This is a genomic window from Fibrisoma montanum, from assembly GCF_003583365.1.
GTDB lineage: Bacteria > Bacteroidota > Bacteroidia > Cytophagales > Spirosomataceae > Fibrisoma > Fibrisoma montanum.
This window is the reverse complement of record NZ_QXED01000003.1, coordinates 383,711-409,497: the sequence shown is the minus strand read 5'-3', so window position 1 is coordinate 409,497 and position 25,787 is coordinate 383,711. Positions and strand designations below refer to the sequence as shown.

Annotated in this window: 22 protein-coding genes and 1 tRNA gene; 22 read left to right on the top strand and 1 reads right to left on the bottom strand. The window is 56.3% G+C overall.

The features are described 5' to 3' along the window. Positions 1-17: 17 nt before the first annotated feature. The 14 genes from DYU11_RS33950 to DYU11_RS11585 all read left to right on the top strand — a co-directional run bounded on the left by DYU11_RS33950 (position 18) and on the right by DYU11_RS11585 (position 14,849). Positions 18-536, top strand: coding sequence for an HNH endonuclease (locus tag DYU11_RS33950; RefSeq protein WP_119667846.1), 519 nt, complete (start codon positions 18-20; stop codon positions 534-536). Next, positions 505-3,018, top strand: coding sequence for a DNA methyltransferase (locus tag DYU11_RS11650; protein WP_119667845.1), 2,514 nt, complete (start codon positions 505-507; stop codon positions 3,016-3,018). The genes DYU11_RS33950 and DYU11_RS11650 overlap by 32 nt, the downstream gene beginning before the upstream one ends. After that, on the top strand, positions 3,015-3,587 hold the full coding sequence (locus DYU11_RS11645; protein ID WP_119667844.1) for a hypothetical protein: 573 nt from the start codon (positions 3,015-3,017) through the stop codon (positions 3,585-3,587). The genes DYU11_RS11650 and DYU11_RS11645 overlap by 4 nt, the downstream gene beginning before the upstream one ends. 16 nt (positions 3,588-3,603) lie before the next feature. Next, positions 3,604-5,811, top strand: coding sequence for a VapE domain-containing protein (locus DYU11_RS11640; RefSeq protein WP_119667843.1), 2,208 nt, complete (start codon positions 3,604-3,606; stop codon positions 5,809-5,811). A 383-nt stretch (positions 5,812-6,194) separates the two neighbouring features. Then, the gene (locus tag DYU11_RS11635) at positions 6,195-6,617 is read left to right on the top strand and encodes a VRR-NUC domain-containing protein (RefSeq protein ID WP_119667842.1); all 423 of its coding nucleotides are present in this window, start codon (positions 6,195-6,197) and stop codon (positions 6,615-6,617) included. Continuing rightward, entirely contained in the window at positions 6,601-7,383 is a 783-nt protein-coding gene (locus tag DYU11_RS11630) for a LytR/AlgR family response regulator transcription factor (protein ID WP_119667841.1), read from the top strand. The genes DYU11_RS11635 and DYU11_RS11630 overlap by 17 nt, the downstream gene beginning before the upstream one ends. A gap of 25 nt (positions 7,384-7,408) precedes the next feature. After that, positions 7,409-8,167 (top strand): terminase small subunit, encoded by a 759-nt coding sequence (locus DYU11_RS11625; protein WP_199736710.1) that lies wholly within the window; start codon positions 7,409-7,411, stop codon positions 8,165-8,167. 143 nt (positions 8,168-8,310) lie between these two features. After that, the gene (locus tag DYU11_RS11620) at positions 8,311-8,613 is read left to right on the top strand and encodes a hypothetical protein (RefSeq protein ID WP_119667839.1); all 303 of its coding nucleotides are present in this window, start codon (positions 8,311-8,313) and stop codon (positions 8,611-8,613) included. Positions 8,614-8,648: 35 nt separating this feature from the next. Next, positions 8,649-9,044 (top strand): hypothetical protein, encoded by a 396-nt coding sequence (locus DYU11_RS11615; RefSeq protein ID WP_119667838.1) that lies wholly within the window; start codon positions 8,649-8,651, stop codon positions 9,042-9,044. Next, entirely contained in the window at positions 9,026-9,409 is a 384-nt protein-coding gene (locus DYU11_RS11610) for a hypothetical protein (RefSeq protein ID WP_119667837.1), read from the top strand. Before DYU11_RS11615 ends, DYU11_RS11610 begins: the two co-directional genes overlap by 19 nt. A gap of 232 nt (positions 9,410-9,641) precedes the next feature. Then, positions 9,642-11,054, top strand: a complete 1,413-nt coding sequence (locus DYU11_RS11600) for a phage terminase large subunit (protein WP_119667835.1) — start codon at positions 9,642-9,644, stop codon at positions 11,052-11,054. 99 nt (positions 11,055-11,153) lie between these two features. Continuing rightward, complete coding sequence (locus DYU11_RS11595; RefSeq protein WP_119667834.1) at positions 11,154-13,001, top strand: hypothetical protein; 1,848 nt, start codon at positions 11,154-11,156, stop codon at positions 12,999-13,001. Continuing rightward, positions 12,998-13,315, top strand: a complete 318-nt coding sequence (locus DYU11_RS11590) for a hypothetical protein (protein ID WP_119667833.1) — start codon at positions 12,998-13,000, stop codon at positions 13,313-13,315. Before DYU11_RS11595 ends, DYU11_RS11590 begins: the two co-directional genes overlap by 4 nt. Next, positions 13,281-14,849, top strand: coding sequence for a hypothetical protein (locus DYU11_RS11585; protein ID WP_119667832.1), 1,569 nt, complete (start codon positions 13,281-13,283; stop codon positions 14,847-14,849). Before DYU11_RS11590 ends, DYU11_RS11585 begins: the two co-directional genes overlap by 35 nt. On the opposite strand, the gene DYU11_RS11580 is transcribed toward DYU11_RS11585, so the two are convergent. Next, the gene (locus DYU11_RS11580; protein WP_119667831.1) at positions 14,835-15,062 is read right to left on the bottom strand and encodes a hypothetical protein; all 228 of its coding nucleotides are present in this window, start codon (positions 15,060-15,062) and stop codon (positions 14,835-14,837) included. The two genes, DYU11_RS11585 and DYU11_RS11580, sit on opposite strands and share 15 nt — an antisense overlap. A gap of 174 nt (positions 15,063-15,236) precedes the next feature. On the opposite strand from DYU11_RS11580, the gene DYU11_RS11575 reads away from it, so the two are divergent. The 8 genes from DYU11_RS11575 (at position 15,237) to DYU11_RS11545 (ending at position 25,780) form a co-directional block, all read left to right on the top strand. Then, positions 15,237-15,695, top strand: a complete 459-nt coding sequence (locus DYU11_RS11575; protein WP_119667830.1) for a hypothetical protein — start codon at positions 15,237-15,239, stop codon at positions 15,693-15,695. Between the two features lie 51 nt (positions 15,696-15,746). Next, positions 15,747-15,926 carry a hypothetical protein gene (locus DYU11_RS11570; RefSeq protein ID WP_119667829.1) on the top strand — a complete coding sequence of 60 codons (180 nt, stop codon included), beginning with the start codon at positions 15,747-15,749 and terminating at the stop codon, positions 15,924-15,926. A gap of 188 nt (positions 15,927-16,114) precedes the next feature. Further along, positions 16,115-16,203, top strand: a tRNA-OTHER gene (locus DYU11_RS33205). Between the two features lie 310 nt (positions 16,204-16,513). Further along, positions 16,514-17,395: a hypothetical protein gene (locus DYU11_RS11565; RefSeq protein WP_119667828.1), complete on the top strand. Its 882-nt coding sequence runs from the start codon at positions 16,514-16,516 to the stop codon at positions 17,393-17,395. A gap of 60 nt (positions 17,396-17,455) precedes the next feature. Next, the gene (locus DYU11_RS11560) at positions 17,456-18,610 is read left to right on the top strand and encodes a hypothetical protein (protein ID WP_147367926.1); all 1,155 of its coding nucleotides are present in this window, start codon (positions 17,456-17,458) and stop codon (positions 18,608-18,610) included. Positions 18,611-18,697: 87 nt separating this feature from the next. Then, complete coding sequence (locus tag DYU11_RS11555; protein WP_119667826.1) at positions 18,698-19,795, top strand: hypothetical protein; 1,098 nt, start codon at positions 18,698-18,700, stop codon at positions 19,793-19,795. Continuing rightward, the gene (locus tag DYU11_RS11550) at positions 19,795-21,990 is read left to right on the top strand and encodes a right-handed parallel beta-helix repeat-containing protein (RefSeq protein ID WP_119667825.1); all 2,196 of its coding nucleotides are present in this window, start codon (positions 19,795-19,797) and stop codon (positions 21,988-21,990) included. The genes DYU11_RS11555 and DYU11_RS11550 overlap by 1 nt, the downstream gene beginning before the upstream one ends. Before the next feature lie 7 nt (positions 21,991-21,997). Continuing rightward, the gene (locus DYU11_RS11545) at positions 21,998-25,780 is read left to right on the top strand and encodes a hypothetical protein (RefSeq protein WP_147367925.1); all 3,783 of its coding nucleotides are present in this window, start codon (positions 21,998-22,000) and stop codon (positions 25,778-25,780) included. Positions 25,781-25,787: the final 7 nt, after the last annotated feature.

Here is a 25,787-nt window from a genome sequence, read left to right as displayed (position 1 = left end):
TTACCAATCCCTTTCGTATGAAGACGCCATCTCGTAAAGTACAATGCACTTGTCCCGTTTGTGGGAAAGTTTTTGAAAAGTTCCCCTCACTGTTGGTTGGCAAAGTTCAGGTCTATTGCTCCAGAACTTGCAAGTATGAGGGCACTAAAACTAAGACGGAGGTTGAGTGTGCCCAGTGTGGAAAATCAGTGAGCAAGTTTGTCTGCGAAGTAAGGGATAATAGCACTCACTACTGTTCTGCAACGTGCTATAATTCAAGTAGGAGAAAGCATATCAAGTCCACGACCTACGTAAAGCTAAACGGAAGGCATGAGCATCGCGTAGTAGCCGAAAAGCTCTTAGGCAGGGCACTACTAAGCAGGGAGGTTGTCCATCATATAGATGAAAATAAACACAACAACGCTCCGGAAAACCTGGCAATTCTTCCTAATCAACGCTTGCACGCTATTGTTCATTCCACCCCCGATTTCGATTTAGAACCTTACAAATTATTGAATTTGAGCAATGGGAACATATCAAGAATTTCTCGAAAGTAAAATTACACTTGCCCCTAAAACCGGGCTTCAGATTTCACAAGACAAACTGCACCCGATATTAAAGCCGCATCAACGCGATATTGTTCAATGGGCTTGTAAAGGTGGATGTAGAGCCATATTTGCAAGTTTTGGATTGGGCAAAACCATGATTCAGCTCGAAACGCTGCGCCTGCTGCACCACTACAGTGATGGCACCAGGGCGGTGCTGATCGTCTGTCCGCTGGGCGTCAAGCATGAGTTCGTACGCGACGGGCTGAAGCTCGGCATTACGCCTATTCGCTACATTACCAGCACCGATGAGATGGACGCCGGGACGGTGTTTTACATCACCAACTACGAACGCATCCGGCGCGGTCAGATCGATGCGTCTCAGTTTCTGGCCGTCACCTTCGACGAGGCCAGTATCCTGCGGAGTCTCGACACCGACACGACCCAGACCATCCTGGAAACGTTTCAGCAGGTGCCGTTCCGGTTCGTGTGCACCGCTACGCCCTCACCCAACCGCTACCTGGAGCTGATCAACTACGCCGAGTATCTGGGCATCATGGACCGCGGTCAGGCCCTGACGCGCTTCTTTGAGCGTGACAGCACGACGGCCGGCAACCTGACGCTCTACGCCAAACGCGAACGGGAGTTCTGGCTGTGGATGAGCTCATGGGCCTGCTTCATTACCAAGCCCTCCGACTTAGGCTATGACGACGCCGGCTACGATTTACCCGAGCTGACGGTCGTGCCCCACCTGATCAGCTTTGAGCGGGCCGTCTCGGTCGACCGTAAAACCGGACAGTCGACGTTCGTGCCGGACTCCTCCAAATCGCTGACCGATGCCGCTAAGGAGAAACGGGAATCCATGCCCCATCGGATTGAAAAGATGGCCGAGCTGGTATTCAACGATCCGCATAACCACTGGCTGATCTGGCACCATTTGGAAGATGAGCGGAAAACCATTCAGCACAGGCTGGGAACCACCTGCAAATCCGTCTGGGGCTCGCAGAACATGGACCAGCGGGAAGAGTTTCTGACCGGCTTTGCTGAAGGTCGTTACCCAATTCTTTCGACCAAACCCGAAATCGCCGGCAGCGGGGTCAACCTGCAATACCACTGCCACAAGGCCGTCTTCGTGGGCATTGATTATAAGTTTAATGACTTTGTCCAGGCCGTGCACCGCATCTTCCGCTTTGGGCAGGAGCGGCCCTGCGAGGTGCACGTGATCTACACCGATGCCGAAACCGAGATTTACAAAACCCTCATGCAGAAGTGGCAGCAGCACCGCACCCTGCAAAGCGAGATGACGGACATCATCCGCCGGTTTGGGCTCAACAGTGACCTCTACCAGCAGGAACTGAAACGGGAGCTGTTCACCGGCCGTAAGGTAGCCGAAGGTGTTGGCTGGACGCTTATCAATAACGATTGCGTGGCCGAGTGGGAAACGTTTTCTGACGACAGCCTCGATCTGATCGTGACCAGCATCCCCTTTGGTAACCATTACGAATATTCGGAGAACTACAACTGCTTTGGCCATAACGAGACCAACGAAAAGTTCTTCGAGCAGATGGACTTTCTGGTACCGCACCTCTACCGTACGCTCAAACCCGGCCGCATTGCCGCCATCCACGTCAAGGACCGGATCCGCTACAGCTATATGAACGGTACGGGCTTTACCTCGATTGATCCCTTCAGCGACGAGACGACGGCCTGCTTTCGTAAACATGGCTTTCATTTGCTGACCCGCATCACGGTCGATACCGACGTCGTGCAGGAGAACAATCAGACCTACCGCCTGGGCTGGAGTGAAGCCTGCAAGGATATGACCAAGATGGGCGCGGGCCTGCCTGAATACGTGCTCGTATTTCGCAAAGCGCCGACCTCCTCCGACAACGCCTACGCCGATGTTCCGGTAACGCACAGCAAAGAGCAGTACAGCCGGGGCCGCTGGCAGCTCGACGCCCATGCCCACTGGAAGACCTCGGGCGAGCGGCTGGTGAGTGAGGAGGCCCTGCGCCGGCTCGACCTCAGGGACGTGCTCAAACTCTGGAAGGCGCTGGAAGCCACCGAGCGCTACGACTACCACCGCCACGTGGCGATCTGCGAAGCGCTGGACCGGATCAAAAAGCTCCCTTCGACGTTCATGGCCGTGCCACCCCAGGCGAACCACCCCGACATCTGGGACGACATTACCCGGATGCGGACGCTGAACTCGGAGCAGGTCAAGAAGGGCAACGGCAAGCACATCTGCCCCCTGCAGCTCGACATCATCGAACGGCTCATCGAGCGCTACAGTAACCCCGGTGAGCTGGTAGCCGATCCCTTCGGGGGCATTATGTCGGTGCCGTATCAGGCCCTGAAGATGAAGCGCCGGGCGCTGGCCACCGAACTGACGACCGCCTACTGGCAGGATGGCATCAAGCACGTGCGGGGGCTGGAAGTGTCCCAGTCGGCGCTGAGTATTTTCGATCTGATTGAAACCGGAGATGCGCTATGAAAAAGCCAAAGTACGACTGGCACCTTGGTCCTTACGGCCGGATCATCTGCGAGAACGGGGATACCGTACTTAACATCTGCACCTACGGGGATCGGCCCAATATCATGTGCTTTATCCGAGTTGCCTACTTCGAGACACCCCATGAAGCCGTCTGGCGGGGTGGTCATAAAGTGGGCTATACCGGCCCCGGCTGGCGGTATGGTTTGTCAGCCTGGGTAGGTGGGGGCTGGTCGCTGCTAAGTCTGGACGGAGGTAAGGATCAAAGCTATATCTGTGCCGACTCAACGCCCTACGCTACTCGGCAGGCCGCCATCAAGGGCGCGCTGCACGAATTTGTTACCGAGTGCGATCGGTGGCTGCAAATCCCTTCGGATTCCAGCAGGGCCTACCATACGCACTACGGTCTGATCAGTCGGCCCGGCCGTGAGCAGCTCGCGTATTATCTGTGCATGCCTGAATGGGAACCAATGTGGCTGCTACTGGAAGAGTACCTAAAATATGACGACTGGCTGATTGACGTGCGAACGCCTAAAACAACGCAGCCGGTTCAGCAACTCGCTTTATTCTAATACCCACTCCCCTGGTATGACAACCACCCTAAACGCCCTGATTACCTACTACCAGCACTACGGCGATAAGATCGGTCTGGACATCTCGCTGGAGGATTTCTTCACCGGTGTGCGCACGAACCCTACCTGGAAAGCGTACGCCGACGCCGTTCGGGCCATCGACCGGGATACCAACCCAGACGGCTACAAAGCCGCCAAGGATAAAGGCGAGTTCGTGATTCTGTCGGGCCGCTGCAAGGACCGCTCGGAGAAGGGGCTGGTCGAACCCTCGGGCGTGATGGGCATCGACTTCGATAAGCTCAACGACGATCTGGAGCGGGTGCGTGAGCAGCTTATGGCCGACAAGTACACGATGGCGGCCGGTAAGTCCGTCGGTGGCCGTGGTCTGTTCGCGCTGGTCCGGGTCGATGCCGGCCGGTGGGGCGATAGCTTTGACGGTCTTCGCGACTACTACGCCAAAACCTACGGGCTGGTAGCGGCTTTCGATAAGGGATGCCGCAACATCAACCGGCTCAGATTTGTCACCCACGATCCCGACCTGTACGTAGCCGCTTCGGAGCCGCCCTTGTTCCGGGAGTACCCCACGGCCAAAGCCCGGCGCGAAGCGGCCAAACCCATCGGTACATTCATTCATACGGGCCGCGACATCGATCATCTGCTGGAGCAGGTGGAAGGCCGGGCGCTGGACATTACCGGCTCGTATGAAGACTGGATCAAGCTCGGCTGGTCGCTCATTGCCCAGTACGGTGAAGAGGCCCGGGACTACTTCGACCGCTTCAGCCGCTTCCATCCGGATTACGACGAGCGGGAAACCGAGCGCAAGTTTGATTATTTGATGCGGGTCAACCCCCATACGGTGACCATTTCGTATCTCTACGCCCGCTGCAAGGCGATGGGTCTCGACGTAATGACCGAGCAGACCCGCGACATCGTCTCGCTGGCGGCCTTACGGAAGAAACTAAAAGTAAGCCGCGAGGGCACGGTCGATGAGCTGATCCGGATGGAAAAGGTAGACCCTGCCGAGGCCCAGGCCATCGTTAAGCAGGTTTACGACGCCAAGGAGGAGATTCAGACCGATGAGACGCTGTTCGATCAGCTGGAGATATTCCTGCGTAAGGAGTTTCCCATGCGCCGGAATGCCATCTCGCGCTACATCGAAGATCAGGACGGCCGTAGTCTGGTGGACGACGATTTTAACGGCATCTGGGTCGATGCCTACAAACGGGTCAGCGATAAGATCACCGATAAGATGGTCAACAAGCTCATTCATTCGCCGTTTACGCCGACGTATAATCCCATTCAGGATTTCTTTGAGCAGCATAAACACCGCCGGCCAACCGGCATGATCAAAGCGCTGGCCGATACGATTGATTCGTATACCGGACTGGAGGGCAGTTCGTTCTTTCCCGACTACGCCGAGTTTATCATCCGCAAATGGATGCTGGGGATCATATCGGCTGTCTTCGATGAGCACTCCCCGCTGATTCTGGTCCTGACCGGCCCCAAAAACACGGGCAAAACGGAATGGTTTCGCCGGTTGTTGCCCGCTGAGCTAAACCGCTACTTTGCCGAAACGACCTGGCCCGTCAGTAAGGATACCGAGATGATCATGTGCGAGAATCTGATCACCTTCAACGACGAATGGAAAGGCCCGACGGTCAAGGACCCCGAAACCCTGAAAGGACTGGCCAGCATTGATCGGTTTACGATCCGGGAGCCCTACGGCAAGGCGTTTGTCAAACGGCGCCGGCTGGCTGTTATGTGCGGCACGTCGAACCCCACCCAGATCATTGCCGATCCTGACAACAACCGCAAGATCGTGGCCATTCACGTGCGCTCGATTGACTACGAAGCCTACAACGCCATTGATAAGGTTGATCTGCTGATGGAGGCTTACCACGCGTATCAGGCCGGTGAGCGCCATCACCTCAGCAAGGAGGATGTTGCCCGCATTGCCGAGGAAATTCAGGGCTTTGAAGTGCATTCCATGGAGCGCCAACTGCTGGAAGCGTACGTTGAGAAACCGACGGGAAAAGGCGGTCAGGATGTGGTGTTTATGAGCGCTCTGAAGATCATGCTGTACCTGGAAAACAAGGCCAATAACCGTAAATTATCCGAGGCTATGATTGGCCGCGAACTGTCGGCACTTGGCTACGAGAAAAAACGGAAACGGGCCGCTGATGGACTCCGGGAGTACGGCTATGATGTGGTGCTGAGGGTCTGACGAGCCGCTGTCCCCCCTTTTTCTAGGACCGGCCCTACTTTTTTTTTGAAAAGGGGGGACAGATAAGCTACTGATATACAGCGTATTTATACCCTCTGTCCCTACTTACCCTACTTTTTTATAAGAATTAATATTACGAGAGTAGAGAGACACAGGGTATATGGTATAGGGGTATATATGTGTGTTAAACGTATTATACGTATATAGAAAATAATTTTTGGCCAAAAAAGTAGGGTAAGTAGGGACAGCGAGCCTAACCTATTGACAGTGAATATCTTATCTGTCCCCCCTTTTTAGTTCGAATGGGGGGACAGGGCAAAAAAAGGGGGGTTTGTCCCTACTTTTATCAGTTTTGGGCGTGAAGCAACACTAAAAAGCGTACGATGGACTCATTTATTCAACCCGACGAAACCAACTGGAGCGAAGCTAAACTCCAAAGCGAATGCTTTCAATGGCACTGGAATGAATACCCCGAGGAGCGGGGTCTGTTGCACTGCAACAACAACAACTCCGAGAACCGCATCAAGGGCAACCTCAACAAAGCCGTAGGTGTGGTCAAGGGTGTTGCCGATCTGGAATACCTGGCCAGTGGCTTTACCTGCTTTATCGAGATGAAGCTACCGGGCCAGTCCCAGAGCCGCGAGCAGATCCGGTTCATGCGCCAGTGTTTTGACCGCGGTCACGAGTACGTCATCATCCGCTCGAAGCCCGCCTTCATGGCCCTGATGCAGCAGCTGCAACGGGGCCAGCGCCCCCAATCCGTCGAACAATTTAACCAACCCCAATCCCATGCAACCCATTCTTAGCCGGCTCGAAGCCGATCAGATTCAGTACGTCAAGGGCTCAGGCCCCTACGCCGAGATTCATTACGCCGATCCCAGCCGGCCCCTCAGTAAACGCATGCTGGTCGTATCCCATCCGGTGAAAGCCGTGGCCATGCACCTGCCTGGCTTCGTCAGGATCCATAAGTCCTTTCTGGTCAATCCGGCGTTCGTGGAAAAGAGTTCGGCGTTCGATCCCAAGGTAGGGGGTACGGTGACCCTGCAATCGGGCCATCAACTGCCCATCAGCCGGCGCGTGTACTTCGAGGTGATCAAACTCCTGCCGGTGCTGATTCTGCTCCTCCTGAGCAGTTGCACGAGCTTTGAGAAGGCCTTTCGCAAGTACGGCCGCACGGTGAACGATACGACCTACACCACCGTTCAGCTAACGGTGCCCAAAGACTCGAGTATTCTGGTCGTTAAGACCGATACGACCCGCATTGTGGAGCGTGTTCGGCAGGGGAGGGCAACGGTGACGATTATCCGCGAGCCGACCAATACGACCGTGCTGGCTGAATGCGATACGGTGGTGGTGGAAAAGCGGGTTCCCGGCGTGATCAGAACCCAGCTGTGGGGCGTCGATCCAAAGTTCGAGAAACAGGCTAAACGCTGGCGAACGGCGTTTCTGATTCTGGCTGGTCTGGTTATCGCGGTGCTGGCGGCCGTCTGGTTTCTTAAGCGCTTTACCGTTGGGGTGCAGGTCCAACGGCGCAATCCACCGACCAGGCTGGAGAACAACCATCCGTGGTAATACGCTTTTGAAACGTGTTATATTTGTGAAACTTGTAACGAACATGGATCAGCCGGAACAAACCCCACTGGATATATTAACCACCCGACAGCGCCGGTTTGTGGAAGCCTACATCGACTGCGGCAACGCAACCAGGGCGGCTAAGACGGCCGGCTACTCCGAAAAGACGGCGTATGCGTCTGGTGCTGAGAACCTAAGGAAACCTCAAATCAAAGCCGCCATTAACTACCTGGGTGAACAGCTCGGCATGAGCGCCGGGGAAGCCTTTAAGCAGATGGCCGACATTGCCAAAACCCGCTTAAATGACTTCCTTATCATACATAAGGTGTTGAAGACGCCGACGGTTCGCAAGCCTCTCCAGCAGCTCATCAACGAACTGGATGCCGAGATGGAATTTGAGGAGGAGTTCGCCCGGCTGGCGGGTCTTGCGGGTAAGGATCTGGATGCCCACAAGATCGAACAGAAGAAACGCGAGCTGCAGGGCATCCGCTACGCGCTGGAGCTCGAACGTAACCCTTCTGCCTACCGGGACGTGCCGGGTGAAGCCGTCTGGGTCGATGAGGTGACCGTCGATCTGGTGAAGCTGGCCAGGGCCAAAGCCGAAGGTCGCATCAAGTCGCTGAGCTGGACCGAGCACGGCCCCAAGATCGAACTGTATGCCGCCGATGCTGCCCTGGACAAAATCCTGCAACTCCACGGCCGCTATAAGCAGGTGCCGGGCGATGCGGGAGGTAAGCCCCGGGCGGTCTATACCCTGCCTGATGGGACGACGCTGGAGTTTTAACCCCCGCAGGTGGGTAGCCTGTCGAATGAAACGATGGAAATGAACGCAACAATCTGGACTTACAACTACATGGGCGGGCCTATAATGACCTGCTACGTATGTTTACGACGTGAGCCGAATTGGAATAAGCCCGACTTCAGGCCTTGGCAACTGAACTTAGTTTTATCGATGAATTAACCACCCAACGGCCCGACGGGCGACTACTGTACACCCTCGCCGTGTTGGGTGCTTCAACCTTACTAACCACAACCAACCTGGTGGAAAACCACCGAGATCAGATGATAACAAAGCAACAGACGAACGAACTGTATGAACTGTTAGAGAAGTTCGCAGACGATTTAGGCGCAACCATTGATGCCGAAACCGATGTGGATAGCCTTGAAATCTTACGGCCTATCCACATACTTGTTCAGCAGTTGGGTAACGAACTGGAGCCTATTTTGTAACGTTTTAAATTCACCGAATTCGAGGGAATTATACTATGAAGACATACGGAGAAGGTGAAAGCTACGTCCTGCTTACTGTAAAAGAGTATAACAAACTCCTCCGTGGGGATGATGGCGATTATGTTAAAGTGCCGGTCGAAAATTGGAAGCGTCATGTTGATAACATGATGGAGCTTAGGGAAACCTGTAGGAAGCTTAAAGAAGTGCAGGATATGTTTCGTCGTCCGCATCTGATAGAAACGGCGGATGGTCAGCTTGTTGATATTGATTCGGTTCGGGCTGATCAACTGTCCCACATCCGCCAGCATTTAGCAAGTGAGGGGGCAAAGATTCTTTCTAGTCCTGTTTCTCAGTATTCAGAAGCTCCTAAAAAGTCTCTAATTTCACGCATTATTGATTTTATAAAAAACGGATGGAAACTAAGAAAGTAATAACTCCAATTGGCACTATGTCTAACCTGGTTGGCATGTACGCCTACATCTGGGATGGCGATGTATTACGTTATCGGTGTTTTATAAGTGGCAAGTGTGACGAATTCCGTTACATCGTTCAAGCCATAGATAACTTTACGGGCGAGCCTAATGTGGCTAGGATAGTTCACATAAAAAAAATGGTAGATTGGCAGATTTTGCCGACCCGAGCCATTGCTGATGAGGTTGATGAATTTTACTTCAAAGAAAAACGCAATGGCTATAAGTTTGATTATGACAAGCCAAGGCAACCTGTAGTTAAAGAAGACTTGGATGAGTCGCTTTTGAATCATTTATTAGAACAGGAAAAGCAACTTTGTGAATGATAACCGACCTTCAAATTAAAGCCGTAGTTCAGTGTGTAGAACATTTTATGCGTGATCATAGTGTAACGTCTTTTGGTTTGAGTCGGAATAAAAAGATTGCTATAAATGGGCAGAAACATGCTGATACGGATTTAAAGAACATCCTTTTTCAATTTGCAGACACTTATGGATATACCGATCATAATTATATTGGCTTTAGTCGTGATCTGTTAAAACAGTTAAAATCAGTTACATGACCGCCCTCGCTCCGCAATCCCTCGTCAGCTTCGACCCTCATCGCTTTCCCAAAGCGGCCCAGCTTTTCCATGCCGCCCATTCGGGCCGCTACCGGGTCATTGTGATGGGGGGAGCGGTGCGGGGTGGTAAATCGTTCGGGGTGCTGGGAACGCTGCTGACGCTGCACAAGCGCTTTGCTGGTTCGCGCTCGATTGTTGTCCGTGACTCGCTGGAAACCCTCCGCAACACGACCCTGCCGACGGTGGAAAAGGCCATGCCGAACAGTTTCGTTAAGAAGTTTCTGGGTGATCCTAAATTCCACTGGCAGTTTGCCAACGGATCCTCGTTCCAGTTCTTTTCCGAGCAGGCGCCCAATGACCCTGAACGCAAGCGCTGGAACGGTCTGGAGGTAAACTACATCTGGCTGGAGCAGATCGAGGAGTTAGAGCAGACGACGTTTGAGAAAGCGCTGGAACGGGCCGGCTCCTACTTCATTGCCAAGCACATTGGCCAGACGCCACCGCCCATCATTTTCGTGACGCTCAACCCGACCGACGAATGGGCGAGGGCCATGTTCTACGATCGGTATTTGAACGGGACCCTGCCCGACAACTGGCTGTACATTCCCGCCACGATCGAAGATAACGCAGGACTGGAACCCTCGTATCTGGAATCCCTGCAAAGCCTGAAACAAACCAATCCCGTCAAGTACAAGCGCTTCGTAGAAGGGGACTGGGACATCAAGGAAAAGACCGGCGGGGAGTGGTATTCCTCATTCGAGTTCAGTCGGCACGTAGCCAAGGTGCCTTTTATTCCGGGCGTTCCGCTTCATGCGTCCTACGACTTCAACGTAAAGCCCTACATGACCCAGCTGGCGGCTCAGCTCGTGCGGGGGGTGGACCGGCTCCAGATCCGGATTTTCAAGGAGTACACGCTGCGTAATCCCGATAACCGCACCGATCGCTGTTGTCAGGCCCTGATCAATGACTACCTCAGGGAATCGCGCCTGCCCGTCTACTACTACGGCGACCGGCAGGGCAACAACCGCATTGAGGGCTTTGGCCCAACGCTCCGACGTTTCGATACGGTCCGCAAGGAGCTGCAACTCTATCTAACCTCCACGTCGAATCAGGTCAACCCGGCCGTGGTGGTCAACATCAATTTCCGCGATTTCATTAATGACGTGCTGGCGGGTCTGCTACCGGTCGAGATTCTGATCGATGAAAACTGCACCGAGCTGATCCGGGACCTGCAGAACACCAAGGAAGGCAAGGACGGCTCCATCCTGAAAGCCATCGCTAAGGACGCTGACGGTGACCGCTACGAAAAGAACGGCCACTGCCTGTCAGCGTTTACGTATCTGGTTGGCTCGATGCTGTTTCAGCTGTATTTGCAGTGGAAGAAAACGCCCCGGCTGGGTAAGAGCTAATTATTTGCATTTTTACGTACTATACACGTATTTTACGCGTAATACCCATCTTGGCCAGCCTGAGCCCTAAGGACGGCACGCACTAATCGCACTGGCCTTATGCCCTTCACTGCTGAGGATGCCCACGCCCTGGTTCGGGAAACCATCAACACCAGCCTGCGTCACGCGGGCTACACCCGCACGGTTGATCTGCGCACAGCCTATATGACGATCTACACCGGTCAGTGCTGGCCGGATTTTCTAAGCCGCTTCACCCGGCGCGAAGACGAGCAGGCCTTCAAACAGCGGCTCGACCTGACGTTTCAGAACCTGTCGTCGGTGGCCTCACCGGTGGTTAAAAAGTTCGGCCAGATCAGCCGCATTCAGGACCTCAAGAAAGGTCTTAACTTTGAGGGAACGACCGATCGGGACCAGCGCGATCTAACCGACGTGCTGGATAACTTCCGCGCCGAGGGCCTTTCGCGCAAGGGGAGTCTGGACGACTACCTGTCCCAAGTTTACGACACGGTGAGCCTCTACGACCCCAACGCGTTTATCGTGCTGGAGTTCGCTCCCTTCCGGGCTGATCTGGGGGAGCGCGCCCGGCCCTACGCGGTGCTCTACGAATCGCCCCAGGTCTATAACTTCCGCTACACCCGCGGGGAGCTGGACTTTCTGCTGGTGGCCCTTGAGCAGTCGTTTAAGACGACCGAGAACAAGACCCTCACGCTGACCGATCTGATTCTCTACAGCGGGCCATTTCAGGTGCGCTACTACCAGCTGCACGACGATGTGGACCGCATCGACATTCCGGATGGTGAGAACTGGGTCAGTGATGCCGCGGTGCCCTACCGGATGGCGCAGTTTGCGCCGATGGTCGAAGAGACCCCGGCCGTCCGGCTGGGTGATCTGCCGGATGCCCAGACCCACGGACTGACGGTCGTGAGCCGGGCGTTCCATTCGGCCCTCGATCAGTTCCGCGAGCTGATGAACGTCAAAAGCCGCTCCGATCTGGTCAGCTGGCTGCACGGCTTTCCCCGGCTCACCGAGTACGCCCTGCCCTGCCCGGGTGAGATCGAAAACGGCTACCGGGTGGGTTGTAACGAAGGCCGCCATCCAACCTCGGGCCAGAAGTGCCGCGAGTGCGGGGGTACGGGCTTTCAGGCGCACCGCTCCGAGCAGGACCGCATCCGCTTCCCGCTCACCCAGAACATGATGGCCTCGGAGATGCTCAAACTCTCCGAGCTGAGTCATACCGATAAGCCCGACTGGGAAACGGTCAACGGCTTTGTCGAGCTTGTCGAGGGGATTCAGTCGAAGATTTACCTCACCATCTTCTCGACCGACTACCAATTAAAAACGTCCGGTCAGATCGCCATCGCCAAGACCGCTACCGAGGTGGCTGTCACCCGCGATGACATCAACAATACACTGCTTCCCTACGCCGATCAGAAGTCGGTCGTCTACAAAGCCATCGTTCGGCACACGGCGTCTCTGATGAACGTATCGGGTGAGGTGAAACCGCTGTATGAGTTTCCCCGTGATCTGAAGATGGCCAGCATCGGTGAACTCCAGAACGATCTCAAACTCGCCCGGGAATCCAACGCGCCGGCCTTTCTCATCGAGCAGATTCTGGACGACATCGCCCGTAAGACCTACGAAAGTGATCCCACCGCCCTGCACCACTACTTCATCAAAAAGCAGCACATACCGTATTTCGCCTTAACGCTGGAAGAATTCGAGTACTTCGATTCGACGGGCCGCATCCCGGCTGACATGGCCGTGCTGTGGGCGAATAGTGACATCATCTTTGGTGAGCTGGAGATTTCATCACCTACGTTCTACGATTTGCCCTATGCCGAACGCGATGCGCTAGTTATGGAAAAAGTCCGGGCGTTACAGGCCCGCCTGCCCCAGGGCGTGAGTATGTCCCGCATCGGTCAGCAGCCGCAAGAGGTAGAGGGATGAGAGGCACCGTCGTAAAGATTCCGCTTTATTTTGAGCGCCTTCGAATTCTGGTCAGCGAGGTTCTTGAAAAGCCGGAATACGATGCGTACGTGATGTTTCAAAAAGACGAAATGGTTTTGCACATCAAGCCAGATGCGTCAATAGGCATTATAGCTCACGAAACCGTTCACATCGTCAATCACGTCTTTAAGCAGTGCGGAATCTTACTTGATGTAGACAACGATGAGCCGCAAGCGTATTTAACCGGTTGGGTGGCTAACCAAATTTACAAGGCGATTCATGAACGAAAACAACGCCAAGAAGCGCATCGGTAAGATCGAACAGCTACAGGCTGACCTCGATGCGCGGCTGGCCGCCCTGAGCCGAAACCTCTATACCGACCTGATGGCCAGTGCCGATACCATCCTGGCCAGTCCCAAAACCCTCAGCCGGATCCTGAACCGCTTCGAGCAGGCGAACCACGTGCCGGTGCTGGAACAGTTCGGCGCCGATTTGCTGACCATTACCGATCTGAACGTAGGTTATTTCTCGGACGCTGTGGGTGAGACCATGGGCGGTACGCCGGTGAATGAAGCGCTGTTCAGCCGGGTCAAAAAAACCGTGCAGCAGTCCATCGCCGACCGGTTCGGGCTGACCCCCACCGGTGAGATCGTGCCAAACGGCCTGTTTGATCTGTTCACCCGCGACACCACCGTCCGGCGGCAGGTGCAGCAGTTCGCCTACGCCCAGCGGGCCGCTAACGTAGGCCTGGAGCGCTTCAAAAAGAACCTCCGTGCGTTCATCACCCCACCGGGTCAGAAAACGCTCTGGAACCGCCACTACGATACGGTCGCCTACGACACCTACCAGCAGGCTGACCGGCTGGCCCAGCAGACCTTCGCCGAGGGTCTCAACATGCGGGCGTTTCTCTACCTGGGGGGTAAGCTGGATTCTTCCCGGCCGTTCTGTCTGGCCCGCGATGGGAAGGTGTTTCTGCGCCCCGAGATCGAGAAGTTCGGCACGCCCCAGGATGCCTACGGCGGCTATCTCGACAAGGCCCGGGGTAAGTTTCAGGGTAAGCCCAGCGCCGGCTACGCGCCCTTTGAGATGGCCGGTGGCTACCGGTGCCGCCATCACTACAGCGCCATCAGCGACCGCGAAGCGATGCGCCGTCGACCTGATCTGGTGAAGGGGAAAGACGGGGCGCTACGGGTTCAGCCGGCTGCGCCCAATGTGCCCACTGCGCTGACGGATTATCAAACCGAGTACGGCGTATCCATCAATGCGGACGTATTTCGACCGCTGACCCATCCGGTCCCCATGGAACGTAACAGCCGGGGGTACTACTACAGTCCATCAACCAAGCCCGACGCGCCTAACGATTTCGTGAACGTGAATACGGGCGATGCCCGGGCCAAAAATAGCCAGTGGTTTGCCCAGGGGGTGATCTACCACGAATACGGTCACGCCACCGACTGGCACCACCGGCTCCGCGATCGCACCGATGTCAAGGTGCTCATGGATAAGTATCGCAGTAAACTGGCCGCCAAGCAGGACAAAGGCTACGCCCGGCTGAACGCAGCCGCGGCTACCCGCACCCGGCAGGCGTTCAGTGGTCCGGTTGATCACGATGCCGTTGAGCAAACGCTGGCCATGGCCGATACCTTGCAGGCACTCAATCCAGCGTATGGATTTGGGCATTCGGTGACGTACTACAAAACGCCCGGCTTTGCTGAAGCGGAGTTTTTAGCGCATGCCTGGGAAAACTACTTTCTGGAGAATCCGGTCTTTGAAGCCGAATGGCCCGACCTCTACCGGGATACGCGTAAGCTGGTGAAAAAACTGCTGAGCGAACTAGGCGGCAACTAGCCGAACCTCGGTGGGGTGGGCTGGCCCGGCCACGGTCGGCATAACCAGCTCCAGCCGCTTGCCGGTCCGGTCAGCCTCTTCCAGCAGTTGGTACAGATCAGAGAGGGGTACCAGGCTGGCGGCCGTCATCACAATACCCGCCTGCTCACGCGTCGATGCATCATCGGCCGATAGCTGATTCAGGTAACGCTGGAAAAGTTGTGAACCGGTCATGGGCTTACAAAGCTAATGGTCTCTATAACGCGGATTGTCCGAAAAAAGTGCCAGTGGACGGGCTTCACTGGGCTCGTGCGCTCAAAAATATGAATTTCAAGCGTAAATTATTTGCAATAATGGTATTCTCACTATATTTGCTTGCTATCGAAAACCAACCAACTCCCTACGGCCATGGCTGAGCTACTATTTCGAGACAAAAACGGTAACGAGAAGTTCCTGCCCGAAGCGGTAGGTAAGAGTCTGGGCTTTAAAGTCGTCAAAAGCTACACGCCCACCGAGTTGCAGGAAGCTGCGCCGGATGGGGATACGCAGGGCAGCCCGGCGAACTCACTCGCCGATGCGGTGGATTTAATCCTGACCCACGCCCGAGAGGAAAACCCGAACGAAGACGTACGTGCTCAGTTGGACCGGCTGGCCGATGGACTTGGCTTTGTGGCCGGCGTATCTGATGAAACCGCTACCAATGCCATCGACGGCATTCCGGGTGTAGGTGAAGCAGGTTCCGCCGAACAGGGTACGACCGAGCCGACCGAACAGGAGCAGCCGGGTAAGTCGGGTAAGAAAGGAGCCAAAACCGCCGATCAGGGCGAATCCACCGCACCGGCGGACCGGCCGGGCGACACGAAATAACCACCGGGGAGTTGTAAGCCAAGCGCTTCCTCCCCCTACTTTTTTAAGGCTATGAAAATTCGCCACAAACTGACCAAAATCGAGCAAACCGTCAGCGCCGACGACTGGAAAGTCCTCCAAACCAGCGGGCATGCCACCAACTTCGAGGTGACCGAGGAGGGCGACTACACGCCCAGCGAGCTGAAAAACGCGAAACCCGAGAAGGCGAAAGCCGACAAGGAAGAGAAATAAAGCCTCAACACTTGGTGGTAGCCAAGTTACGGTGGTAGTTAGCACTTCCCGGTATATAGTCCGGGCCAAGTGTTGAGGTAACTGGAATTCTGCGCTGCATTTTCAATCCTGTTTACAGGTCGCAGCAATCGAAACCTTGGCTACATGCCGGGTTTCACACCCAGACAGCCGGGAAAGACCGGCTTCACAGCGGATTGGAGAAGAGGTCGTTCTCGCTGGTGTGGTCCGCCACCCCGGTCATAAGCCAGAGCCGTCAGTTCGAATCTGACATCCGCAACAAGGGTAGTAAATGAGGGAGTGCGATGCCGTAGTCGGTTGTTACCAACCCCGGCACCGAATCAAAAAACGTTCAGCCTGGCTAGGGCCTGTTACCCTCCAGCCTGCTTTCGGCAGGTGACTTGCAAACAGGCCCGTGCTCATACCCTATCGCACTCGAAAGGGATTTCAGGGGAAAGGCTGAACTGGGGTAAACGCCGTTACGACGGGCCGCCCCACATTACCTTGCGTACCAGCCGCTTAGCTGGCTTTATTGGTCGCCCGGGACCTTAAACCGATTTTGGTCGAACTACCTTAACGTTCAACACGATATGCCACAGTTAACCGAGGATCAGCAGAACGCTGCAATCCAATCGCTGGCCAGTCTGGTCGGCAAGCCGGCCGCCGAGATCGAAACCATCCTGACGTCGGATAATCCCGCCGAGCTGCAGACGCAGGTCACGGCCCGGATTACAGCCATCCGCAAGGCAGGACATGATGCGGGAATGGGTCAGCTTCAGAAAGCCGCTAACAAAAAAGCCAAAGAGCTTTTCGGGATCGAGCTGACAGAAGCGCCTGACTCCGTGGAAACCCTGATGGAAGCGATCCGGGAAGGCTACAAGCCCCAGGTGGACCCGGCTACGCTCACCGAAGAGCAGGTCAAGCAGCATCCCACGTTTCGCCAGCTCGAAACGAACCTGAAAACCAAAGATGCCGACCATAAGAAGGCGCTGGAGGAGAAGGAAAAGGAACTGCGCGCTGAACTGCAATTCGAGAAGCTCAAAGGCCGGGCGCTGGAAGCCCTGAAGACCTACGGGGCCGTGCTGTCGGAAGACGCCAAACTCGAAGCCTACCGGCAGCAGATGTACCTCGACAAGCTCAAGGGCATCGAAACCAAGGAGGTGGACGGCAAGCTCGAATTCTGGCGGGACGGCAAGCGGGTGGAAAACGAGAACCTGTTCCCCAAAACGGAAGAGGAATTCTTCAAGGAGCTCGTCGAAGGCTCCTACACCGTCAAGGTCTCTGAACAGCGCTCCTCATCGGGTGCCCAGCAGCAGCAGTCGGGTAGCAGTGGTAATGGCTTTCAGCATTTTAAAGGGCAGACGCCCAAAACCCAGAAGGAGTATGACGCCATCCTGCTGGACCGGAACAAGCACAGTTTCGAAGCCAGAGAGGAGGTCAGAACCTACTGGGAACAGAACCAACCCAAGTAGCCGGTCCCACCGTCGGGGCCGGACGGCTAACGTCCACCGGAACGCATCCGGCCCCAAACTATGCCCCAAGTAACCGACTTCTCCGCGTCCGTAGTGCCTACCATGCTACAGGACCTTGAGCGCGTCTGGCGCGATTCGCGGGCGGCCCGCAATCCTGAATATGACGTCCGGGCCGAAACGCTCCGGGCCATCTTCGCCGAACAGACGGCCGATCTGCAAACCGAGCTGACCGAAAACGACGGCTGTAAGCCCGTCAAGGTGGTCTGGCTCGAAAACGGTGATCATACCGTCGAGGAGGAAAACAACCTGCCGGCCAACATCAAAACGTCCATCACCTGCGACATCGACGGCCCTCAGGCGGCTTCCAACGCCATTGAATACGAGATGAACGACATGGTCAAGGTGACCCTGAAGGTGCAGGATAAGGACTGCGGCAACCGCTTCACCCGCGATCAGAAGTTCCAGAAGCTTTACATGGACAAGCAGCGCGATCTGGTCAACAAAATGGCCCGTAAGATGCTCCAGTTCGTGGCGGCTTCGGCCGGTGTCTCGCAGGGTACGGGCTATCTGGGCACCTATCAGGGTGCGGGCGCATCGGCCGCTGAAAAGAGCCTGCTGCGCGTCGCTCCGGGTAACTTCAACGCCTTCGACTTTGCGCCGTACGTGGCCGAGCTGGCCGAAATCAACCAGCTGACCAATCCGTTCGTTCTGGACGGGGGTAATCTGCGCTACGCCCGCTTCAACGCCGAGTACCAGCAGGGTACGCCCGCGGGTGATGCCGGTCAGGAGAACCACTTCGATACGCTGCGCATGTACCGCGACGGGCTGAACTTTGCCGCTGAAACGCTGCAGAACTCGACCTTCGTGGTTGACCGGGGTGCGCTGGCTCTCTTCATGGCCGCGTTCTTCCCCCAGACGCCGACGGATGAGATTGGTGATGGGTATGCTTACACGCAATACCGTACGCCGATCATGGGCCTGAATCAGGCGTTTGGCCGTCAGATCGAAGCCGATACGACCTACGTCAAGAAGAAAGTGCCCGTAGCGGGAAACACCGACTACTGCGAAACGTTCCACATCTGGGAGATGCGGCTGTGGTATTTGCCCCTGCTGAACCCGAATTTGTCGGTCAACAACGGTACGACGGGCGTTCTGCGCATCAACAAGGATGCTACGCTGACCCAGAAGGGTACGGCCATGCAGAAAGCGCTGTAATCAAGTGGGGTAGGCCCGGGTACAACTGCCTGGGCCTACCCTTGTTTGTTCACCACCGGGCCACCTCAGGCCGCCTATTGATGCGCTATGCCGCTTACCTATAGCCAGCTCCTCACTGCCGCTCAGCAGATTCGTCAGGAAACCATCCCCTCGGCCAACACCGCCGAACGCGTCGGGGCTTTTCTGGAGAACCTGGCCAAGTCGGCTACGTTGCCCTATGATCCTGATGCCGAGTACGCGGCTGGCCAGAACGTCATTTACCAGAACTACATCTACCGGGCGCTGGCGCCGGGCGCTTTGCTGGGTGAATCCCCGGTGACGGCCCCGGCCAAATGGCGGAAGATGGGGTTGATTACCCTGCAGGAAGCCACCGACAACGGCCAGACGACCACCAACGATCTGATCCTGCTTCAGGACGAGCAGGGGCCGACCAACACCGTCTACCAGGGCACGGGGCAGCGCGGTGGTTACTTCACCGATCCGGCGGGCAACATCGTCGGTTTTGGCGGCATGGAAGCCACGGGGGTGCTGAGCTTCATCACCAATGTACTCAATACCGCCCTTAAGCTCGAAGCGAACGGCAAGCTGCGCGTCAACGGCCAGAAGGTCTACAGTGAACTTGAACCCCAGCCGACGCCCAACCTGCAACAGGTGACGCGGGCGGGGGGGCAGTCGATCGATGAGGTGACGCTGGGCCTGCTGAAGCTGTTCGGCCTGCGCTTCGCCGACTTTGACTTCGAGTTCGTACCCGGTGGGTACTACGATGGCTCAACGCTCGACTTTCCCGTCGTCTGGCAGACGCTGGTCAACTTCGCCCGGCGCTTACAGAAGAAAATGGATCTGCAGCTGCTGGCCGATGACCTGAAGCCCTTTCTGGAATCGGGTTCGGGCGGAACAACCCGGGGCCGCAAGTACATCATCCTGGAAACCCAGTGCTTCGAGGGGCCCGATGAGGACGTGCCCTCCAAAGTCATTCCCGTGGTAGCCGCTACGGCCGATACGGTCTTTACCCATCCCTTTGCCGAGACCGACGATCTGTGGATTGAGATGCGCAATCCCGACAAGAGCCGGCAGGATAACATTCCCCTTGACTTTTTCGCGCCGGGTCAGTTCCGGCTCAACCTGCCGACCGGCATGAGCAGCTGGACCGGCAAAATCCGATTGGTCCAAGACTTGAACTACTGATGAAGAACCTGCGACTACTGCTTACGCTTACGCTTTCCCTGTACGCCGGGCTGGGTCAGGCCCAGACCCGCTTAACGGCCGATACCACCCGCAAACCCACTACGGCCGGCGAATACGGCCTGTCCATGCGGCCCGATGGCCGGCTCTACGGCATTCCGGCGGGCGGTCCGGCTTTTCGTCCTGTTGTGGACAGCCTCAACATTCCCGGCTGGACCCAGCGGCTGCAATCGCTGGCGCCCAAGTCCTGGGTCTGGAGCCGCGTCGAAGCTGACAACCGCTACAAACCCATCGGCTACACGCCTACCAAGGCGGAGATGGGGCTGGAGAACGTCTCCAACACTTCCGATGAGAACAAACCCCTGTCAGCCGCGCAAAGGGCCGCTTTAGCCGAAAAAATTGAGCCGAAAACCATCGCGCAGATTCGGTCCGCTCCCTTGTTCAATGGTCAATCCCAGGCGGCTTACATCGTTACGGATCTGGGGCGGGAAGGTATACTTCGCCGGGATGATAACGACTTTACAACACCTGATAACGGGGCTACTGTCATCGTGAATTCGGTCACTGGCTACCGCTATAAGCGCGTCTTTGACGGGCCGATTATTCCACGTTGGTTTGGCGTAGTCGGCAACGGTACAACCGACGACACAGCACCGTTGCAAGCGGCTTTGAACGCGGCCGTGGGTCAAATCGCTCGTAAGGTGAGCATTCCCGTTTCGTTAACGTGCCTTGTCAGCAGTATCACTATACCAGCCGGGGTTACGCTGGAGATTCAGGAAGGGGCCGTTATTCGCGGCCGTGCGCTGACTAGTGCCGAGCAAACAACGGCTAACCGAGACGTGCCGGTCATTGAGTGTGCAGCATCGGCCAGGGTAATTGGTCCCGGTACGGTCGATGGCAATAAAACGGCCCGATTCTGGAGCCGTCAAGTGACCCAGAACAACATCGTAGTAACGATAACGACGTTCAGTCCGCTCATTTATGCCTTAAAAGCATCCGGAGCGCCAGACTACGAACTTGATATCTCAAATCTCAACCTCATCAACGGGGGCGATGGCGTATCGTTTCAGAACTACCGCCGGGCTACGGTGCAGAACTGTACCTTCAATGGCAATATTGATCAGAACATTGACGGTATTATCACCTCCAACGTGCTGATAACGGGCAACAGCATGAACGGGGGTGCCCACGGCATTCAGTGGTACGGTGTCGAGGGTAATTACTGCGAAAACTGGACTATCTCGAATAACATCGTTCGGAACGGCGGGGGTGGTGGTATCTGGGGGGCTCGTGGTCGTTACATCGCTATCACGGCCAACGTGGTCGAATATTGGGATGATGTGTGCATTGACCCTGAGCGCAGCTTCTACGTTACAGTGACGGGTAACACGGTCAAAAATGGCCGTAATGCCGCGTTGTCCATCTTCAACGCCTGCGATAAGATTACCTTTTCGGATAACATCGTTCAGCAGGACAGCCTCTACGGTGCGGGTTTCAAAATCTACGGCAACAACATTGCGGGCCTAACCGACAAGAGCCGCAACATCAGTCTGATTGGCGGATCGATCACCATGGGTAAAGGCAATGCCAACCCGGGCGTCACCACCGAGCAGAACGTAGCCGAAAATATCAGCATTCAAGCCATCGAAATCTACGCCGATGGGGGCAGTGGTATCCGCTCACTTGATTGTAACTACACGAGTATTTTGAACGTCAAAGCTCGCTCACGCAATCAGTACGTGATTTCAATTGAAGGTAGTTCGCGCTGTCTGATTCAGGGTAATGAGGTCCTGTATGCGGGCGCAACTCCGGCAACCGCCCGGGGAATTTATTTGATTTGGCGATCTTCTCAGTACCCCATTAAAAACAATACGGTGCGTAATAACCGCACGAACGTAGCCATCATGGATGATGGATGGGGGGATAATGCCACGGGCAGCGTCATCGAAAACAACGAGACGCCATCGGTGCTATACGCCGGTACGTTGAACGGTTCCTATACCGGCAAAGTGCGCAATAATTATGATTTAAACGGCAATCTGCAGGACGGTTCCAACCGATACACCATTACCCAGATGACGAACCCGACTGCTGGCGATCTGCTCTACTTCGACGGAACCTCATGGAACCGTCTACCCAAAGGTACCGATGGACAAACCCTGAAAATCGTGAGCGGGCAACCCGCCTGGTCCAACTAACAACGCTATGGCAAAGCGCCGAATGCATCGCTGCGAAGATGAAGAAACGAAGGAAGTTAAATTCTTCATCCCCCCACCGGCGGCCCGTTTCTATGACGGTCAGATCGTCTTTCCCGAAGACTGGGGCTGGATCGAAGACCCCAATGGCCAGCAGTGGGCGCTGAGTACGCCCGACTGCGGACCGGGCACCGTCAACCGCCCGCCGAACGTCATTGCCGGTCGCTACCCCTCGGTCAGGGATATCCGCATCAAACGAAACGCCAACGGTACCGGGGAGCTGTTCGGGGAGGTTGAGCCGGTGACTAAACAATTGGAAGTCCGCATCTTTGGCCCGGCTGAATACGGCTCCCGGGCCTACGTGACGACCTACACGCCGGAAGAGCCCTCCGCCTACAAACAATACACCGGGCTGGGCCTGCTGCCACCGGGTCAGTACGAGGTTTACTACCGGCCACAAGCCGCATCGGACTGGGCCAAAAGAAACCTGACCATTACGGCCGATTTCGATGGCACGATCTTTCCGCCCGAAGTGCCGGCCGCGGTGGGTCAGGTGGCCTTTTCGCTGACCTCGGACCGCTCGCAGCTCAACGTACAGGCCGAACTGCTGAACGATTCGGGCAGTGATGCACTGGAAATCCGGATGCAGGGCATCAACGGCACGGTCTGGAACAACATCGCTTTGCACGAGATGCTCGAACAGTCGTCGGGTGTCTTCACCCACGCGTATGCCTACCCGGGCCTTGCCGACGGTATGCAGCTCGAATTCCGCATCAACGTGCGGGGGCAGGGGGCGTATGTGGCCCGGTTTGTAACCGTTGCCGCGACCGGTTCGGCACCGGTCATCACCGGTTCGCCCGGGCAGGTCAATTTGGGCGAAGACTACATGCTCGATCTGAACGGCTTTGCTACCGGGGCTCAGTACTACACCATTCTGGCTAAACCCGGCTGGCTCACGTATCAGTCAGCGACTAACCGGCTGGTGGGCAAAGCGCCCTCGGTGAAGCCCAATCCCTCGGAAACGCTTACCATCCGGGCGGGTAACACCTTTGGCACCGACGAAGAAAGCTTTACGCTGCAATACGGTCAGCAGACGGTCAAGGAAGCGGCCATCCGGCTGACGCCCCTGAATCTGTTCGTGGGGGCCAATCCCGACGAGGGTACCCCGCCGAGCGTCAAAGTAACCCAGCTCTCGGGCAGTGGCTGGAACGATACGGCTACGTATTCGATGACCACGTTCCGGGTAACGCTGAACAACGTAGACTTCACCTGGAGCAAGCCCTACGGCCGCCCGCCGGCTGGTGACTACCTGGTGGAGCTGACCTTTCCGGGGAACGTCAAAAAGTACGATACGTTCAGCGTGGCCCAAGGCGTCGATAAAGATGAACCGCTGGTGCTTACCGATACCGCGCCATCTACTCCGTTGGCCGTTGGCGGCACCGACATCGTACCCGAAGGCGGTTCGCGCTCATTCCCGGTCACCGGGGGCGTACCGCCCTACACGGCCAGTTTGCAGGCGCCCGTTACGGGTCTGTCCATCGTGCTGGCAGGTACCAACGTGACGGCGACGGTGGGCAACAACACCACTACGGGCGATACGCGTTCGGCGGTGATCATTGTCAAAGATGCCACCGGCGCGCAGGTCACCAAGCAGATCACCGTGCAGGATACCTCCTCGATGGCCGGTCCGCGCATCAGCCGGGTTCGCTACCGCTACAACGACGAAGCCGGGCCGGTGAACCTGCCTAAACTGGTCGACGTGGAGGTGACCGTCGAAGGCGGTGCCGAAGCCGAAATCCGCAACCGGATCAAGTTCGACGGCGAACAGACCTACCGCGACTACACCGGCTGGCAGAACTGCGTCATGCTGACCTCGCAGGGTACGACCTTCTACGGGGGTGGCACCCAGAACGCCGTTGGCGTCATTTTTCAGGAGTTCCAGATTCGCCGGAAGGGAACGGGCGACGTGGTCGTCACCTTCGAGGTGGCTACCCAGGACGGTTACAACGACTGGAAAGAAGTGTATCCCATGGCATCGGGTACGATTGCAACGCCGTCGGCAACCAACGACGCCCAGAACTTTGCCGTGGCCTTTACCTACACGCCGGTCTACAATCAGGTATCGCGCTTGCAGCAGGTCGCCCACCCGGCCATTCTCGACGGCTGGAAGCAGCGCACCCACGAGCTGTTTGCCTTCAACAACGGCAACCAGAACGAAACGCCCGCGGCCCTCAAGGCCCGGGGGCATGGCATGCTCAGCTACCGGACCTACAACGATGCCGCCAATCAGCCGTGGGGCAATCTGCCGCCGTCGGATGCCGAGCTGTTCTTCGAGTACGGCGGGGGTGGCAGCTTCTCGGGTTACCCCCAGAACAGCCATACGTTCCTGACGCAGTCGCTGCAACAGGTGTGCAACACGCTGACGGGGTCACTGAACCTATTTAACTCGGTGCCGGCCAACGGGCTGATCGATGGCGTAGCCACCGTTAAGGAGGGTTCGTATAACCTCGAATACGGCTATTTCTCGATCTATGCGAGCAACGCCCAGTACAATTTCAACATGATGTCGGAGGCCATGAAGGACGCCCAGTTCTTCAACTACGCCACCGGTCAGCCCGAAACGGTACGGCAGTGCTTTAACCGGGGTGGGGATGCCGCCCTGACGGCCGCGCTGATTCAGAAGTGGAACAACGTCATTCTGTTCGCCACGAAGTACCTTCGCGCCAACTGCAACGGCATGGAACCGTTCTACGGCGATGATACGACGCTGGCTCCGATTCTGGATGTGAAAGACAGTTCACTGAATCTGGATGAGGTGCTGGCTTCGTCGGTCAACAACGGCGGGTTCTATCCGCAACTGAACGCGTTCGGCAACGGGGGTACTATCACCATTCCCAACGGCCAAACCTACAACCTGGACGGGCAGCTGTCGGCCGAGTTCAAGCGCCACATCACCTACAGCTACGAGAACTACTGCTTTGTCAAGCGCCAGGACTACAACGAGTTTTTCAGCATCACGCGCAACTCGCCGGATAATCTGAAAAACATCGACAACTGGTACAACAAGCTCCAGCCTCAGCTGACGCGGCCCTACACGATCGCCTTCCATGCCGCCCTGAACTGGAAGATTCTGGCCGAGAAGGGCTGGCAGGACCATAAGTTCTACTGGCAGACGGAGAGCATCTACGAGTTCGACTACCTCGACAAGGATACGTTCGAAACGCTCAATGGTGCCTGGGTGCCCTGGACCATCAACGGATCCGGTACCGGCAACGATCGTAACACAAAGCTGCCCCTGCACCGGGAAGTGATCAAAAACATCACGTTCCTGTCACGGCTCCACTTCCACGGCATGTACTTCTGGGGGGCGGGTACGGTCATCGACGTAGCGCAGTCAAACGGCGAGAACATGCACCCCAAAGTTCACCTGCGCTCACGGGATGCCCATCAGGAAGCCCTGAACGAACTGGCTCAGTACAACGGGGTGGTATTTCTGCCCGACAAACGCCAGCATATTCTGGATATTCCGGTGCGCAATCCGGCCAATGGCCAGTTCGTCACCGGCGGCCCGCATAAGCTCTGGCGGGCGAACGGCAACACGGCGGCTCAGGCTGTGCCCCTTGTTACGGGCGTCGACAGTCCGTCCACCGGCTGGGAGCTGTATTTCGTCTACGTGCCCCATGAGTTGAATACCCAGACGACCACGGTCACCTGGCGCTCACCGGTCGACGGCCGGCAGTTGTCGGGCGCGGTGACGGGCTGGGGCGGTCGGTTGTTCGCCCGCAAACGCTAACCATTCG